Origin of the sequence: Bradyrhizobium sp. CCBAU 45394 (assembly GCF_028128655.1) — a bacterium.
Taxonomy (GTDB): Bacteria; Pseudomonadota; Alphaproteobacteria; order Rhizobiales; family Xanthobacteraceae; genus Bradyrhizobium; species Bradyrhizobium diazoefficiens.
The window spans coordinates 231,115-247,825 of sequence record NZ_LBIX01000174.1 but is presented as its reverse complement, the minus strand read 5'-3'; the positions used below and the strand labels follow the sequence as shown (position 1 = coordinate 247,825).

At 65.0% G+C, this 16,711-nt stretch carries 18 protein-coding genes; 11 read left to right on the top strand and 7 right to left on the bottom strand.

Features of this window, described 5'->3' with window-relative positions; all coding sequences use genetic code 11:
* Positions 1-44: 44 nt before the first annotated feature.
* The 3 genes from WN73_RS34420 to WN73_RS34410 form a co-directional block, all read right to left on the bottom strand.
* Complete coding sequence (locus tag WN73_RS34420; RefSeq protein ID WP_271556682.1) at positions 45-2,315, bottom strand: hypothetical protein; 2,271 nt, start codon at positions 2,313-2,315, stop codon at positions 45-47.
* A gap of 102 nt (positions 2,316-2,417) precedes the next feature.
* On the bottom strand, positions 2,418-2,714 hold the full coding sequence (locus tag WN73_RS34415) for a hypothetical protein (protein ID WP_271556680.1): 297 nt from the start codon (positions 2,712-2,714) through the stop codon (positions 2,418-2,420).
* A gap of 239 nt (positions 2,715-2,953) precedes the next feature.
* The gene (locus WN73_RS34410) at positions 2,954-3,337 is read right to left on the bottom strand and encodes a glyoxalase (RefSeq protein WP_271556678.1); all 384 of its coding nucleotides are present in this window, start codon (positions 3,335-3,337) and stop codon (positions 2,954-2,956) included.
* Between the two features lie 149 nt (positions 3,338-3,486).
* On the opposite strand from WN73_RS34410, the gene WN73_RS34405 reads away from it, so the two are divergent.
* Both WN73_RS34405 and WN73_RS34400 read left to right on the top strand, forming a co-directional pair.
* Positions 3,487-3,948: a GbsR/MarR family transcriptional regulator gene (locus tag WN73_RS34405; RefSeq protein ID WP_271556676.1), complete on the top strand. Its 462-nt coding sequence runs from the start codon at positions 3,487-3,489 to the stop codon at positions 3,946-3,948.
* Between the two features lie 63 nt (positions 3,949-4,011).
* On the top strand, positions 4,012-4,695 hold the full coding sequence (locus WN73_RS34400) for a methyltransferase family protein (RefSeq protein WP_271556674.1): 684 nt from the start codon (positions 4,012-4,014) through the stop codon (positions 4,693-4,695).
* A gap of 78 nt (positions 4,696-4,773) precedes the next feature.
* Here WN73_RS34400 and WN73_RS34395 read toward each other — a convergent pair whose 3' ends face one another.
* Entirely contained in the window at positions 4,774-5,670 is an 897-nt protein-coding gene (locus tag WN73_RS34395) for a LysR family transcriptional regulator (RefSeq protein ID WP_028171013.1), read from the bottom strand.
* 284 nt (positions 5,671-5,954) lie between these two features.
* Here WN73_RS34395 and WN73_RS34390 point away from each other — a divergent pair, with 284 nt between their 5' ends.
* Positions 5,955-6,689 (top strand): SDR family NAD(P)-dependent oxidoreductase, encoded by a 735-nt coding sequence (locus tag WN73_RS34390; protein WP_271556672.1) that lies wholly within the window; start codon positions 5,955-5,957, stop codon positions 6,687-6,689.
* Positions 6,690-6,705: 16 nt separating this feature from the next.
* Entirely contained in the window at positions 6,706-7,299 is a 594-nt protein-coding gene (locus WN73_RS34385) for an NADPH-dependent F420 reductase (RefSeq protein WP_038967647.1), read from the top strand.
* A gap of 319 nt (positions 7,300-7,618) precedes the next feature.
* Here WN73_RS34385 and guaA read toward each other — a convergent pair whose 3' ends face one another.
* Positions 7,619-9,217 carry a glutamine-hydrolyzing GMP synthase gene (gene guaA / locus WN73_RS34380; RefSeq protein WP_271556669.1) on the bottom strand — a complete coding sequence of 533 codons (1,599 nt, stop codon included), beginning with the start codon at positions 9,215-9,217 and terminating at the stop codon, positions 7,619-7,621.
* 150 nt (positions 9,218-9,367) lie between these two features.
* Between guaA and WN73_RS34375 the strand changes: the two genes are divergently transcribed.
* The 3 genes from WN73_RS34375 (at position 9,368) to WN73_RS34365 (ending at position 10,867) form a co-directional block, all read left to right on the top strand.
* The gene (locus tag WN73_RS34375) at positions 9,368-9,739 is read left to right on the top strand and encodes a nuclear transport factor 2 family protein (RefSeq protein ID WP_271556668.1); all 372 of its coding nucleotides are present in this window, start codon (positions 9,368-9,370) and stop codon (positions 9,737-9,739) included.
* A gap of 318 nt (positions 9,740-10,057) precedes the next feature.
* On the top strand, positions 10,058-10,390 hold the full coding sequence (locus WN73_RS34370) for a DHCW motif cupin fold protein (RefSeq protein WP_011086763.1): 333 nt from the start codon (positions 10,058-10,060) through the stop codon (positions 10,388-10,390).
* Positions 10,391-10,657: 267 nt separating this feature from the next.
* A complete protein-coding gene (locus tag WN73_RS34365; protein WP_008141931.1) occupies positions 10,658-10,867 on the top strand; it encodes a cold-shock protein in 210 nt (69 codons plus the stop codon).
* 263 nt (positions 10,868-11,130) lie between these two features.
* Here WN73_RS34365 and WN73_RS34360 read toward each other — a convergent pair whose 3' ends face one another.
* Both WN73_RS34360 and WN73_RS34355 read right to left on the bottom strand, forming a co-directional pair.
* Positions 11,131-12,429 carry an RsmB/NOP family class I SAM-dependent RNA methyltransferase gene (locus tag WN73_RS34360; RefSeq protein WP_271556666.1) on the bottom strand — a complete coding sequence of 433 codons (1,299 nt, stop codon included), beginning with the start codon at positions 12,427-12,429 and terminating at the stop codon, positions 11,131-11,133.
* A gap of 35 nt (positions 12,430-12,464) precedes the next feature.
* Positions 12,465-12,887 carry an MAPEG family protein gene (locus tag WN73_RS34355; RefSeq protein ID WP_028171008.1) on the bottom strand — a complete coding sequence of 141 codons (423 nt, stop codon included), beginning with the start codon at positions 12,885-12,887 and terminating at the stop codon, positions 12,465-12,467.
* A 157-nt stretch (positions 12,888-13,044) separates the two neighbouring features.
* Here WN73_RS34355 and WN73_RS34350 point away from each other — a divergent pair, with 157 nt between their 5' ends.
* The 4 genes from WN73_RS34350 to WN73_RS34335 all read left to right on the top strand — a co-directional run bounded on the left by WN73_RS34350 (position 13,045) and on the right by WN73_RS34335 (position 16,702).
* Entirely contained in the window at positions 13,045-13,680 is a 636-nt protein-coding gene (locus WN73_RS34350; RefSeq protein ID WP_271556664.1) for an acriflavin resistance protein, read from the top strand.
* Between the two features lie 70 nt (positions 13,681-13,750).
* A complete protein-coding gene (locus WN73_RS34345; RefSeq protein WP_271556662.1) occupies positions 13,751-14,593 on the top strand; it encodes a metallophosphoesterase family protein in 843 nt (280 codons plus the stop codon).
* A gap of 142 nt (positions 14,594-14,735) precedes the next feature.
* Complete coding sequence (locus WN73_RS34340) at positions 14,736-16,031, top strand: amino acid deaminase (RefSeq protein ID WP_271556660.1); 1,296 nt, start codon at positions 14,736-14,738, stop codon at positions 16,029-16,031.
* Positions 16,032-16,042: 11 nt separating this feature from the next.
* Positions 16,043-16,702 carry an amino acid ABC transporter permease gene (locus WN73_RS34335; RefSeq protein WP_011086757.1) on the top strand — a complete coding sequence of 220 codons (660 nt, stop codon included), beginning with the start codon at positions 16,043-16,045 and terminating at the stop codon, positions 16,700-16,702.
* Positions 16,703-16,711 lie beyond the last annotated feature (9 nt).

Genomic DNA, 16,711 nt, shown 5'->3' with positions numbered 1-16,711 from the left:
GATGGATGGGTCGGGCGATGGATACCCGTCGCTCCGGCTGCGGCTTACCCCTTTCGCCCCGTGCGCTTCTTCGCCTTCGCCGCGCGTTTGCGCCCCGGGGCTGCCGCGCGCGCGGGACCGCGTGCCGCACGGCCGCCCGTGTCGGCGGTCAGCTCGGGACGCAGCCTCGCAAGCTTGGCGCGGTCCGGCAGCAGGTCCGCGAAGCCGTCGAGCACCCGCGGCGCGGGCGCACCGTCGCCGGCGACGGCCAGTGCACCTGCCGGCGCCGCGGTCTGGCTGAGCGCCTGCAAGCGCCGGCACGCCTCGCCGAGGTGATAGGCATCGCCGCCGAGCGCCACCCATTTGCCGACCTCGGGATGCAGCACGAGATTGGCCGAATGGTTGTCGGACGCGCTGGACGGATAGTCGACGAACACGTCGATCCCCGACTGCACACCCACCATCACGCCCTGCGCCGACCACGACACGGCGACGTCGACGCGGTAGCGGCCCGGCCTCTCGAACGCAAAGCCCGCCGTGCTCCAGAACACCTTCGCCGAGGCCGTGACGCTCTTGCCGGGCTCGAGCTCGCTCAATTTTGCGTGCTCGCACAGGATCACGAAGGGCCTCACCGGGCGCTCGCGCCCCTCGGCATCGGTGACCGTGATCGACGCGAACAGGGCCTCGATGCCGACGTCGTTCGGCGCGCGCAGCGACACGCCGCTGGTGTTCGTCATCGTCCAGGTCAGATCCAGCGGCTGGCCGAGCGCGACGCGGTCGGTCGTAGCCGTCACCGCAAGCGTCAGCTCGGAAGGTTCGAAGTCGTGCCGGTCGGCGGCCTGCGGCGCGCCGGTCGGGAACCAGCTTGCGAACGGCCATCCGCCCGGACGAATGACCGGATCCGGCATGTGGTTCAGGTGATGACGGACGTTGGTGTTGTGCGCGAGCTTGATCTGATCCGGGAACACGCCGGGCTCGCCGGTCGCGGGACCGCCGAGCACGTCGGCCACGCTCGGCGTCGTGGTCATGATCGAGTTGTCGGCCGCCGTCTCCTGCTCCTGGTGGATCTGGTTCAGCGTGTGCGTCAGCTCGTGGGTCGCGCTGCGCAGGAACGCACGCGGCACGTCGCGCTGCTTCCTGTTCGCGGCGAGACCAAAGTTCGACGAGTCCGAGGTGGGATAGCCGTCATCGGAGAAGCTCGCGCAGCCTTCGCGGGGAACGCCGATCTGGTCGTACATGATGCCGCGCGAGCAGCCGAGCTTCGCAGGCACGACGATCATGTGCACGCGCCATTCGGCGTCCAGATTCGTCGCCGGATTGCGCACGGTCGTCATCAGCGCGTGCAGATCCGCAGAGCTCCAGCAGTTGGTCGGCACCACGCCCGATGGCACCGGGACGTTGAGCTGGTCCTGCACCACCGTGAGCTGCCAGCCGGTCCTCGCGAAGATCGTGTCGAAGAACTCCGTGCCGCCGGCGCCGTCGGGCACCGGTGCGGGCCGCACGGCGCCGACCAGCGTATCGATTTCCAGCGTCGCCCTGCGGAAGAATTTCGACACCCAGGCGAGCGTGACGCTGCCCTTGTCCACGCCGCCCTCGAGCAGCCGGCCCTCGTAGAACGGTCCGCCGGTCAGGGAGAACGGAAACGGCGCCGGCACCTTTGAAAGCTTCATCGTCACGGTGCGCGACGGCGTCGCCGGGAACGTGCCCTTGAACTGCCCGACCGGCGGCTGCGTGTAGTTGAACTGCTCGGCGACGATGGTGAGCTCGCACTTCTTCGGCAGCGGGACCGCGACCGGCGCGGACACGCTGGTCACCCTGAGATAGGAGTGATAGCGCGCGCGGGGGAAGATGGGGATCCTCGGCCTGCGGATCGGGAACGGAATAGCCGGCTCGTCGACCGCGCTAAGCGAACCGGCGAGGCTCGTCAGCCCCGCGTCTGCTGCGGCTTCATCTGCGTCCTTGTTCCCCACCGGCGGCAACGGATGGGGGATAGGACCGATCACCGGCCGCTTCGAGTAGAGATCGCTGCTGACGATCAGATGATCCGCGCCGCCGTCGGGCGCCGAGCGATCGACGCGCAGCGTGCCTTCGAAAGACACGAAGCCGGCCGTCGGCCTGAAGTTGATCTGGTAGCAGCCCTCGCGAAAGTCGAGCCTGCACAGCCTGAAGGGCGGAAACGGCTGCAGATCGGTCGCGGCCGGCTGGTCGCCGGAATCCTCATCGCTGATGCTGATCTGACGCGACAGCGGCACCTGCGGCTTCATGGCCGGCTCGACCGATGCCCCGGTCATCTTTGCAAGGCTGCCACTCGATTCATGCTCTGAGCAATTGCACATGTCGTAATCTCCTCGTTGAAATGACGAGGCGATCGACGTGAGCATCGGGCTCGTTCGCGGGTACGCCCGCGTTATCTCAAGTCAGCTGTGGCGTGCGCAGTCCTACGCGCGCCGATAGGTCACGACACAGCCCTCGGAATCCGTAAACTCAAACCGGTCGGCCTCGAGTGAAATGCGATAGGTCACAAGTTCATCGTTGGCCGTCCCGACGACGAGTGTGTTGGAATCCTCGAGACGGTAAATTCCCGCGTCCCACCACACCATGCCCTGCCCCTCGCCGCGCATGCCGCGGTAGGTGCCGGTCGAGAAGGTGATGGTGGCGGGATATTTGTCCGCACACGCAGCCGCCGTGGTTTTGGTCCACGTACCAACCATGCTCTGTTCGTGTTTGTCAGCCATAGTGTCTCCATAGCTCTCATGGACCGACGCAATCGGCCGGTTCATAGCTATTTCAACATGTCGTTCTGGCGTGTGCAGCTCATTTCAGCTGATGTGGTGGCGGGCATCTCAATAAGCCCAATTCACCACGTACAATCACAGCAGGTGTTCTGTCGCATGATTGACGCAAGCGTGCGTGTGAGATGCTTCACATGAAGGTGCGACAATTGAGCGCCGAGAGGCTCGCGCCAACGCCAGACCTACTCCGTCATCAACCGGCTCGGCCAGCCCACGCGGACGAGCAGGTCGTCAGGGCCATTTAGCGCGAATTCATACATGCCCCACGGCTTGTGCTCGGCCGCGCGGCTCGGCTCGACGATCTCCATGCACATCGCCGCGGCCAGGCCGCGAACCCGGGGCGTGTAGACGTAGACGCCAAACGGGTTGCTCCCCGGAATGAGCCAGCCTTCCACCGCCTGCTGCAAATGCACCTCGCAACCAACACCATCTGACAGCATCCGATAGTCTTCGTAGCCTTGATCGACCGGCCTGAAGAAGCCGAGCCTGTTCCACCACCGTTCCGCTGCATCGAGGTCGTTGCAGGGAATGATTGCGACTACGCTCGACGTCTGCCGCTCGTCCATGACGCGATGGCTCCCGCCGAAGCGTGAACTCCGGCGACATGATACCGATCCTGCAAAACACAGGCCGCAGCGGACTGACAGGGAGGCATGAGCCCCCGCTTGGCGCTTGCCGTCAGCCATAAATTCTATATATTCGGAATATGCCGAATATGTCAAACAAGACCAGCAGGGACGAGCAGCGGTTCACGGAGGACGTGGCAAGGCTGCTCACGCCCTGGGGCGTACCGCCCGTCGCCGCCCGTCTCTATGGCTATTTGCTTCTCTGCCCTCGCCCCGTCAGCCTCGATCAGATCACCGAAAGCCTCGGGATCAGCAAGAGCAGCGCAAGCGTAGCCGCTCGACTGCTGGAGAGTTACACGCTGGCGCGTCGCCATAGCGAGGCTGGGACAAAACGCGCGCTCTATGCCGTGGCAGACGACTACGAAGCCATGGTCCGGCAGCAGAATCGTCTGCTCGACGCGTTGGCCGGGCAGTTGAACGCCGGGGCTGAAATAGCTGCGTCAAAGGCGGCAAGCGCACGCCTCAGGGAGATGGCCGACTTCTACCGGGTCATGCGTGGCGCCATGGAGGACGCCATCAGCCGCTGGACGCGTGGCCGACGACGGCAATGAGGAATCCCGCAGCGGCGCTGACCGTGCGGAAGACTCCGAACCTTCGACGGGAAAGGCAGAAAAATGGGTCTCGTTCTCAATCTCATCGTTCAGACGATCGTCTGGTTCGGCTTCATGGGCGCGATCATCTTTGTTGCTGCAGGCACGACGGACTACACCGGCGGATGGCTCTATCTCGGCGTGATGGTCTTATCCTCAGTCGTGTTTGGGACAATCATGGCGCGCGTGGATCCGAGCCTGCTCAGAGAACGCCTCAAGCCGCCCGTGCAGAAAGATCAGCCGCTCGCGGACAAGCTGATTCTCATCCCGATCCTGCTCGTCATATTTGGAGGAATGGGCTTCATGGCGGCGGATGCGGCGCGCTGGCGCTGGTCGGCAATGCCATCTTCCGTGCAGTGGGCGGGCTGCGGGCTCCTGCTGGCGGCGATGTTGTTCATTTACTGGATCATGCGCACGAACAGCTTCGCGGCGCCGGTCGTGAAACTGCAAAAGGACCGCGGGCAGGCCGTCATCACAACAGGCCCCTATGCCATCGTCCGCCATCCCATGTATTTCGGCACGCTCTTCTACGTCGCCGGGACATCGCTGGTGCTCGGCTCGTGGTGGGGACTTCCGACGGTCCCCATCCTCGCCCTGTTGTTTGGCATCCGGATCGGCATCGAGGAGCGGACGCTGCGCGCGGGCCTCGAGGGCTATGACGACTACGCGCGCCGTGTGCGCCGGCGCCTGATTCCGTTCATCTGGTGAGACGGTACGTCCTGCATGGCAACGCGAGAACGATCGCCTGCTATTGCTGACACAACATCGCCTTAGTACGACGCTGCATCAGTCGCGCGATACGGACAGCCCCGCGAGAAGCGGCGCGTACGCGGTGAGCCTGCGGGATACGAACTCGGTGAAGAGCCGCACGCGCTTCGTCTTGCGTGTCTCGCCCTGTGTGAGAAGCCAAACCGTTCCGTACATGTGCAGGTCGGTGCCCGGCACCCTCACCAGCAGGGGGTCGGCATCGCCGACGAAGCACGGCAGTGTCGTGATCCCGAGCCCTTGCCGTACGGCAGCGATCTGCGCGCCGGCATCCGTGACCCTGAACGGACCGCCCGTGGTGCGAACCTCACCCTCGCTGGCCCAATCCGGAATCCCATGCATGCTGATGACGATCCACCTGACAGGATCAGGCGCGCCCGCACGCCACGCGGCCAGTCGATCCCTGGACATGTAGACGGCGCCGAACAGCTCCGGTCCCTTCAGGCCGTGAAGATTGAGCGGCAGGGTTTTGCGGTCGTAGACGACGCGGATCGCGACGTCGGCCTCCCGGTTGGTCAGATTTGCCAACTCGCCGAACGACAGGATTTCCATCTCAATGTCCGGATGCAGACGCGCGAAATCGGCGAAATCAGGCATGAGCAGGTGTGTCGCCAGCGGCGGCGCCAGCGTCACCCGCAGAAGCCCGCGCACGCTCTGGTCGCGCCCGAAGACGCGCGTCTCCAGCAGGTGCGAAGACGTTTCCATCTGGTCCGCGAACTCGAGGACCTCCTCGCCTGCAGCCGTCAGGCGGTAGCCCGAAGGCAGCTTTTCGAACATATGGACCCCGAGGCGCTCCTCGAGCTGGGCGATGCGTCGCAGCACGGTCGCGTGGTTCACACCGAGGCGCTCGGCGGCAGCCCGCACCGAGCCTCCGCGCGCGACGGCAAGAAAGTAACGAACGTCATCCCAGTCGATCATGGTGCAATCCCGCACCGCACGGTGCGCCTTCCAAAGCCCGTGTCCAACACATCGAGCGGCATCTCGTATTTGGGTAGCACGGGCAGCGATCACAGCCCCATGCCGGCAAGTACGGCCCAATTCCGACCGGCGGACACCGCTCGTCGCGGCTGGCGTCGATCGTCCAGCCGGTTCGATTTCGCACCACCGATGTGCGCGCTTCCGCACTCAACACCTGACCCCTGCGGACCCATTTCGAGGTTCTCGGAGGCAGATGCTGCCCCGACACCACGAATGGAGAAGTCATGGGAAAGCTTGAAGGTAAGGTCGCAGTCGTCACGGGTGGATCGAGCGGTATGGCGCTGGCGAGCGCCAGGCGGTTCGTTGAAGAAGGCGCCTATGTTTTCATCACGGGCCGGAGGCAGCAGGCGCTCGACGAGGCCGTCAAGCTGATTGGCCGGAACGTGATCGGCGTGCGCGGCGACGCGGCCAATCTCGACGACCTCGACCGTCTGTTCGACACGGTCAAGCGGGACAAGGGTAGGATCGACGTCTTCTACGCGAGCGCCGGCATGGGGGAAGCCGTTCCGCTCGGCGAGATTACCGAGCAGCATTTCGATGCAACCTTCGGCCTGAATACGCGCGGCACGCTGTTCACGGTTCAGAAGGCGCTGCCGCTGTTCCGCGATGGCGGATCGATCTTCATGACCGGGTCCGTTGCGTCGGTGAAAGGTTTTCCCGGTTACGGCGTGTATGCGGCGAGCAAGGCGGCGCTGCGCTCATTCGCACGCACGTGGCTCAACGAACTGAAGGGCAGGAATATCCGGGTGAACGTGCTGAGCCCGGGGCCGATCGCCACACCGATGCAGGACCAGGTTCTCACCGAGGACGCGAAGCGGATGTTCGAATCCCTGATCCCCAGGGGAACGATGGGTCGTCCTGAGGAAATCGCGGCGGTCGCGCTGTTTCTTGCCTCAGACGATTCAAGCTTCGTGAACGGGGTGGAGTTGTCCGTCGACGGCGGCTTCTCGGCCATCTGAAAATAGGAGACGTATGATGAGCTACGCAATCATAGGATTCGGCAAGATAGGCCAGGCCCTCGCCCATGCCTTCGCCCGCAGGAACATCGACGTATCAGTCGCGAGCCGCCGGCCGCCCGAGACGTTGGCGCCGCAGGCTCGGGCGATCGGACCCACGGTCGTCGCCAGGTCGCTGGAGGACGCACTCGAGGCCGACACCATCATTCTGGCGGTCCCGTTCGGGGAGCATCGCGCGGTTGCGAAGGCCCTGCCGAGTTGGCAAGGCAAGACGATCATCGACGCGACGAACGGCTTTGGAGAAGAGCTGGACGGTCTTCTGTCCTCCGCCGTCGTCGCGAAGGCGTTCACCGGAGCCAGGTTCGTGAAAGGTTTCAATCATCTGATTGCAGCCAAACTGGCTACCGATCCGGTCGTCGAGGGCGGCCACCGGGTCGTCTTTCTGTCCAGCGACGACGAGGACGCGATCGTTCCCGTCGCGGCCTTGGCGAAACAACTCGGCTTCGCACCCGTGAAGCTCGGAAAGCTCAACGAGGGTGGCGCGCTGGTGCACGCGCGCGGCCGCACCTGGGGCCCGCTGGTCTTCCAGGATTTGTTCAGGAAGGAGCAGTAATCGATCTATGGCCGTGATCGACGCCGAGAACCGGTCGCGCGCTGACTTCTTCGAACATTACGGTGACAGTGAATTCAACTCGCAAGCCTTCTTTAGCGAGCGATAGTCAAATGCACTGTCACCGTAATCCCGATCCCTCAAACTGAGACTTCGGCTCACCGCTTCCGACCTTTCTGCACGCCGCAGTACGCCACATTGCGCTGTTCGCGGAAGCGCGATAGTTTTCAGACCTCGATCAGGCTTATGTGACGACGCGACCGGGAAGAAATGAGATAGACGCTCCAAAACCACGCCAAACTGCCCGATGACAACCGGTCCACTACTCCCACTCAATCGTCCCGGGCGGCTTGCTGGTCACGTCGTACACCACCCGGTTCACGCCCTTCACCTCGTTGATGATGCGCGTGGCGGTCTCGCCTAAGAACTTCATGTCGAACTGGTAGAAGTCCGCGGTCATGCCGTCGGTGGAGGTGACGGCGCGCAGACCCACGACGTAGTCGTAGGTGCGGCCGTCGCCCATGACGCCCACCGTCTTCACGGGGAGCAGCACCGCAAAAGCCTGCCAGATGTCGTCGTAGAGGCCGTGCTTGCGGATCTGGTCGATGTAGACGGCATCGGCCTTGCGCAGGATGTCGAGCTTGTCGCTTGTGATGTCGCCGGGGCAGCGGATGGCAAGGCCCGGGCCCGGGAACGGGTGGCGGCCGACGAAGATTTCGGGAAGGCCGAGCTCGCGCCCTAGCTTGCGGACCTCGTCCTTGAACAGCTCGCGGAGCGGCTCGACGAGCTTCATGTTCATGCGTTCAGGGAGACCGCCGACATTGTGGTGCGACTTGATGGTGACCGAGGGGCCGCCGGTGAAGGAGACGCTCTCGATCACATCAGGATAGAGCGTGCCTTGCGCCAGGAAGTCGGCGCCGCCGATCTTCTTGGCCTCGGCCTCGAACACCTCGATGAAGAGGCGGCCGATGGTCTTGCGCTTGGTCTCGGGGTCGGTGACGCCTTCGAGTTCGCCCAAAAACTGCTTCGACGCATCCACGTGCACGAGCGGGATGTTGTAGTGGTGGCGGAACAGGTCGACCACCTGCTCGGCCTCGTTGAGGCGCATCAAGCCGTGATCGACGAAGACGCAGGTGAGCTGGTCGCCGATGGCTTCGTGGATCAGCACGGCCGCGACGGCCGAATCGACGCCGCCGGAGAGGCCGCAGATCACCTTGCCCTTGCCGACCTGGGCGCGGATCTTGGCAATCTCCTCCTCGCGGAAGGCGCGCATGGTCCAGTCGCCGGTGAGGCCGGCGATCTTGCGCACGAAGTTGCGGATCAGCTTGGCGCCGTCGGGCGTGTGCACCACTTCGGGGTGGAACATCAGGCCGTAATATTTGCGCTTCTCGTCCTGGATGATCGCGAAGGGCGCGTTCGGCGAGGTGCCGGCCACCGAGAAGCCCGGCGGCATCTTGGTGATGCGGTCGCCATGGCTCATCCAGACCTGGTTCTTGCTGCCTGATGACCAGACGTCCTCGAACAGCTTGCTGTCAGCCTTCACCTCGACATCGGCGCGGCCGAATTCGCGGTGATGGCCGCCCTCGACCTCACCGCCGAGCTGCGCCGCCATGGTCATCTGGCCGTAGCAGATGCCCATCACGGGCACGCCGGAGGCGAAGATCAATTGCGGGGCGCGGGGCGAGCCGGCCTCGTGCACCGACTCCGGCCCGCCGGAGAGGATCACCGCCTTCGGCTTCATCTCCAGAAAAGCCTGTTCGGCCTTGTTGAACGGGACGATCTCGCAATAGACGCCGTCCTCGCGCACGCGACGCGCGATCAGCTGCGTCACCTGGCTGCCGAAGTCGACGATGAGAATCTTGTCATGCGCCGAGGCCACGGAGGGCGTCGACGCGGAGCGGTCGTTCTGTGCTGCTGTCATGGCAAGCAGATACGCGACAGGCGCCCGGCCCGCAACCGCGCAGGTTTGCGCGCCCACATTCTTCTTTGGGCATGGACAAACGGATATAGGTAAGTATTATTGACCTAATTTGCCCCACCCTTCAACCAGGGGCCGATCAGGGAGAATGCCATGTCACAGCACCATCAGCCATCGACGCTTGCCGCGCTCGGCCGGACCTGGGTCGAGGCCTGGAACGCGCGCGATCTCGAACGCGTGCTGACGCTCTATGACGAGGACACCGTGATGACCTCGGACCGCATCCCGGCGCTGGGGTTCGATGCCAGCGGCACCGTGCGCGGCAAGGATGCTTTGCGGGCCTATTGGGGCAAGGCGCTCGGGCTGCTGCCGGAGCTGCACTTCTCGCTGATCGATGTGTTCGTCAGCCCGGATAGCGTGGTGGTGTTTTACGCGAACGAGCGGGGCAAGAAGATCTGCGAATATCTGCGGGTGAATGACGCGGGTCTGATCGTGCAGGGGTCGGCGAACCATCTGGTGGGGTGACGTCTCGCCGTGTTGAACGGTGCCGCCCCACCCACCGCTGTCATTCCCCGCGAAAGCGGGGAATCCAGTACGCCGCGGCCTGTCGATTCAATCACGACCGTCTCGGCGTACTGGATCGCCCGCCTCCGCGGGCGATGACAGCGAGAGAAGCGCGTCATTGCAAGCTCCGCGACTCGTCCGCCAAAGCCTTGGCGAAGGCGGAAGCAGATGGCCTCCGCGGATGCATTTCTGGATTGCTTCGCTGCGCTCGCAATGACGGAGACTGCGGCGGCAGCGTACGCTAACACCGGCATTGCCGGCTCTGAGACAGGATCCCCCATGAAACTTCCCACCTCCCCCTTCACCGTCACCGACTGGAGCAAGGTCGAGCCGACCAAGCATGCCGGCGAGACCGGCCAGGCGCTGTGGCGCACGCTCAACATCGGCGATCTCCGGGTGCGGATGGTCGAGTATTCGCCGGGCTATCTCGCCGACCATTGGTGCGACCGCGGCCACGTCATCTTCGTGGTCAAGGGCGAGCTCGATTCGGAGCTGCGCGACGGCCGCAAGTTCAAGCTCACGGCGGGGATGAGCTACCAGGTCTCGGACTTCGGAGACGCCGCGCACCGGTCCTCGACGGCCACCGGGGCGACGCTGTTTATCGTCGATTGAGATGCGCCGGAGCGGTTAATTTGCACCGCAAAATAGCAAATCCGGGCGAGGTACCGGGTGGCGGGTGGTGCCTTGAAGTGGCCCAAAATTCTCGCTATATTGTGATCATCGATACTTGGCCGAACGACTGGGCCGCTTCGCCTCGTCTAAGACAGGCGCGCACGCTTCAGATGATTTCTCCAAAACATCGACTCATCAGGACTATGGGCGCAGTGCTGCGTACCGGTCCGCGTGCGTATCCTCTCTAACTAACTAAAGGAAATTCCCATGGCTATGGGCACCGTGAAGTGGTTCAACACCCAAAAGGGTTATGGTTTCATCCAGCCGGACGACGGCCAGAAGGACGTGTTCGTGCACATCAGCGCCGTCGAGCGCGCTGGCCTCTCCTCCCTCAACGAGGGTCAGAAGGTCTCGTTCGACATCGTCGCCGACCGTCGCAGCGGCAAGTCGTCGGCTGATAATCTCCGCGTCGGCTAATCGCCAACGCACCAGCGCTTCTGACCACGGACGTACCGGCAGAGCGCGAGAACTTGAAAGCCCCGTGACCGGGATTCGGTCTGCGGGGCTTTTGTTTTGGGGGGCCCAACGGCCGTCATTCCGGGGCGCCCGGAGGGCGAACCCGGGAATGACGAGGGCGCGAGTGCCGTAGGGTGGGCAAAGGCGCGCTCTTCGCGCGCCGTGCCCACCATCTTTCACACTGGGAATGGTGGGCACGCTTCGCTTTGCCCACCCTACGAGAGCTACACTTTCCGCAGCACCGAGACGAAGAAGCCATCCGTCCCGGTCCGGCGCGGCGTCATCAGCCAGCCCTCGGGCGATTGCAGCGCGGCTTTTGCGAAATCTTCCGCCTTGTCCCAGAGCACGCTCGCGATCTGCTCGGGTGGGACCACCGCGAACTCCGGGTGACGGCCGATGAACGCCCTCACCTGCTCGCCGTTCTCTTCCGCCAAAACCGAGCAGGTGATGTAGGCGATGCGGCCACCTAGCTTCACCAGCGGCACGGCGCGCTCCAGCACCTCGGCCTGGTCGCGCAGGCGAATCTCCAACGCGCCCGGCCGCATCCGCCATTTGGCGTCGGGGTTGCGGCGCCAGGTGCCGGTTCCCGTGCAGGGCGCGTCGATCACAACGAGGTCGGCCGTGGCACTGATGTCGGCCAGCGGATCGGCCTCGCCCTTGGGCGTGCGGACATCGGCATTGTGGACGCCGGCGCGCGACAGGCGTTCGTGAATGGGCGCAAGCTGCCGCTTGTCGCGATCGGTGGCGATCAGCCGGCCCTTGCCCTGCATCATGGCGGCGAGCGCCAGCGTCTTGCCGCCGGCGCCGGCGCACAGATCGATCACCTGCTCGCCGGGTTTTGCCGCGGTGAACTGGGCCGCAAGCTGCGATCCCTCATCCTGCACTTCAACGGCGCCCTTGATGAAATCCTCCTCGGCCTGGATGCCGGGGTTGCGCGCATCGGCGGAAAGCTCGATGCGCAGGCCGGTTGCAGACCAGGGCGTCGGTTTCGCATGAAGATGAGCAAGCGCCCGCAGCACCTTGTCACGATTGGACTTTAGCGTGTTGACGCGCAGGTCCAGCGGCGCCCGGCTCGCCATCGCGGCCGCCTCCGCCGCACGGTCCTCGCCGAACACCTTTGCCAGATGCGGATCGAGCCATTCGGGGTAGTCGCCGGCGATCGCAGCGGGAGCGTCCCTGAGGGAGCGATGGCTGAGCGCCGCCTGCTCGGCCTCCGTCAGCGGCGCCGGCGCAAACCGGCTGCCGTCGAACAGGGCGGCCATGGTGGCCGCGTCCATGTCGCGCTCGAGGCGGAGCATGCCGATCAGCCGCGCCCGCGCGGTGTCGGCGTCCATCAGGAAGGCGCTCGAGGCATAGCGGCGCAGCACGTCCCAGACGAGGCCGGCAATCGCGGCGCGGTCGCCGGAGCCGGCGAAGCGGTGCGCGGTGCCCCACTCCTTCAGTGCCTTGGCCGCGGGCACGCGGTCTCTCTCGATGGTATCGATCAGTTCGATGGCTGCGGACAGCCGGGCAGCGGGGGTCATTTCAAATCTTTCAGATGAAATCCGACCGTTAAAAGTCAGATCAACAAGAGCATTCTCAGCGCGAAGTAGATCCACATCACCAGCAGCACCAGTACGCCGGCGAGCCAGATCGTCGAGCGGCGGCCGAGATCGTTCGAGGAGACGAACACGCCGGCATGGGCGAACCGTGTCACCACGAACACCCATGACATCAGCACGATGAAGAGATCGACATGGCGCAAGGGGAGCGCCAGCGCGATCAGGGCGTAGAACAGCAACGGCAGCTCGAACTGGTTGCGGTAGCAATTGGCGATTTGCGTGGTGCTCTTGGGCCAGTTCGGCTCGCCCAGCGCAATGTCGCGGATCTTGGTCTCGCCCGAGACCAGCGCCTTGCGGCGCCCGAAGACCATGCCGATCAGAAGCGCGAAGGTGAGACCGACCTGCACGAAGACAGGCAGCAGGACCATTTGGACAGACATCGGAACTTTCCCGTAAGGCGGAACACCGCGGACCGTCATTAGCCGCGACTTCTGACGCTGACAATCAGCGAGTTGAACCGGTGTTCCCGCTCTTGCGACCAACCACCGATTGTTAAAGCAATTTCGTCCCCTTTGGGGCGCAAGGCGAGCGACCGCCATGAACACCCTCTCCGGCCTGATCGGCCCCCTTGCCGAATCCGCCAGCGACCGGCTCGGCATCCTGATGTCGGCGCTGTCAGGTATCGCGATGGCGCTCGCGGTCGCGCTGGCGATGACGGTGTATTTCCGCCTGGGCTATCGGATGAGCTATTCCCCTTGGCGCGATGTCGTCAGGCATGGCCTCGCCACGCTCGCCGCCGTCGCCTTGTTCGCCTTCGCCGCCTCCGACGTGCGCCACGCTGCGCTCGCCTATCTCGGCCTCAACCCATCCAAGCCTGCGGTCGAGTTCGAGATCCGCATGCCCAGGGAGACGCTGACGGCTGTATCCGACACCCAGATCGAGCTGCATACCGACCGCAACCAGACGCTGGCGCTGGCCGACGGCGTGCGCGACCTCGCCGACGGCCGCGCACTGCTGCGCGGCGCGGTGGCGCTCAACCACCGCACCGCCGACCGCGTGCTGGTGGTGAACCTGCCCGGCAAGGGCACGTTCGAATTCCGCCTCCGCCTTCCGGCCGAGCCGCATCGCTCCGAGCAATTCAGCCCCTGGCATCTCGCCGACCGCATCGCCTCGCCGGTGGCGGGCAGCATCGCGCCGCAGGACGCCTACACGATCCGCTATCGCGTGCTTTAAACATTGTTCGATCGCGGATAATGCGCGCGCCGTCATCGTTCCGACGTGCGACGACGCGTATGCTGACGCCATGTCCGAATTTCGCCTGACGCAGATTTCCGACACCCATCTCGGCCGGCGCTTTCCCGGCCTGATCGCCAACTTCCACCGCGTCTGCGAGCACATCGACGCTGACCGGCCCGATCTCGTCATCAACACCGGCGACGTCTCCTTCGACGGCCCGACCAGCCGCGATGATGTCGTATTCGCCAAAGGCCTGCACGACGCCCTGCCCGTGACCTGCCGTTACCTCCCCGGCAATCACGACATCGGCGACAATCCGACCGCGATCGGGCCGGCGCCGAAGCCGCCGGTCAGCGAGGCATACCGCCAGCAATTCCGCGACATCATCGGCGAAGACCATTGGTCGTTCGAGGCCGCGGGCTGGTGCTTCATCGGCCTCAACACGCTGGTGATGAATTCCGGGCTCGCCTTCGAGGCCGCGCAGTTCGACTGGCTAACCCAGGAGATCGCACGCACCAATGGCAGGCCGGTCGCGCTGTTCCTGCACAAGCCGGTGTTCCTCAACCTGCCCCACGATCCAGAGACGCCGGAGACCTCGATCCGCTACGTGCCGCAGCCGGCGCGGGCGCGGCTGATCGAGATGTTTGCGCGTGTCGATCTGCGCCTCATCGGCAGCGGCCACGTGCACCAGCGCCGCGACTTCACGTTCCGCCACACGCGCCACGTCTGGGCGCCGTCGGTCGGCTTCAAGATCAACGATGCGCGCCAGGACCGGATCGCGATCAAGGAGACCGGCCTCGTCGAGTACCGCTTCCGGGGCGACAGTCTCGAGGTCCGCCATCTCAGGGCGGCGGGCCAGATCGACATCGATATCGAGGAGGTCCTCGGCCAGATGGGTGGCGAGCACTAGCCCAATCCGACGGCATTCACCCCTACTTTCATACCTATTTGCACTGAACTTGGCCCGTGGATGGCTAAAATCCGCTAATGACAACGTTGTCATTCGGACATATCGTTCACTTCAGCGGTCGAGGGCCGCTGAGGGAGCGACGATGCAGTTCTTGTCCCGGTGGGATAGCCAACGCGTTTCGACGACTACGCGGGGCATTCCCCTGGTCGATGGCCTGGCCACTGAGGACATTGGCAACCAGCGCTGGTCGCCTTCGCGCGGCGATCTTGCCCTGCCCGCCCTCACCCTTGATGAAGCCGCCTTCGCGGCCAACCGCGACCTCTTCCTGACATGGTGCGCCAGCGCCGGCGTCAGCGTCGCGCCCCACGCCAAGACCCCGATGTCGCCGGAGCTCGCCCGCTCGCTGCGCGCAGCCGGCGCCTGGGGTACGACGGTCGCCAACGTCCAGCAGGCCGCCGTGCTGCTCGCGAGCGGCGAGCGGCGCCTGCTGCTGGCCAACGAGATCGGCGGGCTGGCAGCCGGTCGGCGGCTCGGCGCGCTGCTCAGCGCCTATCCCGACGCCGAATTTCACGCCTTCGCGGATTCACCCGCCGCTGTCGCCGCGCTCGCCGAAGCGGCACGGATCGCGGAGCGCCGCGAATTGTCCGTGCTGGTCGAGCTCGGCGCAGGCCGCGCCGGCGCGCGCGATCGCGCCGCCATCGAGGCGACGATCGCAGCCGTGCTCGCCGCCGACCGGCTCGTGCTCGGCGGCGTTGCGACCTATGAGGGCGCAGCCGCAACGCCCGATGCCGACGAGACGATGCGCGCGATCGCGGCACTGATGGAGCGCACCATCGAGACTTTTGCGCTGGTGCGCGCCGCCGCCCCGCAGCGGCCACTGATCATCAGTGCCGGCGGCTCGGCCTTTTTCGACATCGTCGCGCGCGCGCTGGCGCCTGGCGCGCAGGCTGACGGCAACGTCAGCGTGATCCTGCGCTCCGGCGCGCTGTTCTTCGCCGATCACGGCATCTATGCCCGCGCCTTCGCGGAAGTAGACCGGCGCGGCGGTCTCCTCATCGACGGTCTGCACCACTCCGCCGTGGAAGGCTTTCGCCCCGCGCTGACGCTCTGGGCCGAAGTCTTGTCGCGCCCCGAGACAGGCCTTGCGATTGCCGGCTTCGGCATGCGCGACGCCTCCTTCGATCAGGGACTGCCCGTCCCGTTGCGCGTATTCCGCGACGGCGTCGAGCAGCAAGGGCTCGACGCTGCGCTGACGGTAACGCGCCTCAACGACCAGCATGCGTTCCTGTCCGTCGCCCCCGAAAGCGTCCTTGCCGTCGGCGACATCATCGCCTTCGGCATCTCGCATCCCTGCACCTGCCTCGACCGCTGGCGGGTGATCCTCGGGCTCGACGCCGATGGTGTGGTCACGCGCGCCCTCCCCACCCAGTTCGGCTGAGAGCGCGCGCGATGAATTTCCTGCCGCTCTGGCGCTATCAGAACCAGCTCATCGACGGGGCCATCGTCACGCTCGAGCTGACGGTGATCGCGGCACTGGCCGGGCTCGTGATCGGCGTTGCCGGCGCGGTCGCGCTGAACGGCCGCATCACGCCGCTGCGCTGGCTGGTGCGCGGCTATATCGAGCTGTTCCGCAACACGCCGTCGCTGATCCAGATCTTCATCGTCTTCTTCGTGCTGCCGAACTTCGGCCTGAAGCTGCCGGCGTTCGAGGCGGCTGCCGTCGCGCTGTCGCTGTATTTCGGCGCCTACTCGGTCGAGATCATCCGCGCCGGCCTCGACTCCGTGCCGAAGAACCAGATCGAGGCTGGCCAGTGCCTCGGGCTGTCAGGCTGGCAGGTGTTCCGTCACATCCTGCTGCCGCCGGCGCTGCGCAACGCCTATCCGGCCGTGACCAGCCAGTTCGTGCTGCTGCTGCTCGGCACTTCGCTCGCCTCGCAAGTCGCCGCCGACGAGCTGTTTCATGTCGCCGGCTTCATCGAGAGCCGCACCTATCGCAGCTTCGAGGTCTATGCGGTGATCTGCGCGGTCTATTTCGCGATGGCGATGTCGTTCAAGGCGCTGTTCGCGATCATCGGTCTGGCGGCCTTCCGCTGGCCGCGGCGGCGCTGAGGGGACAGC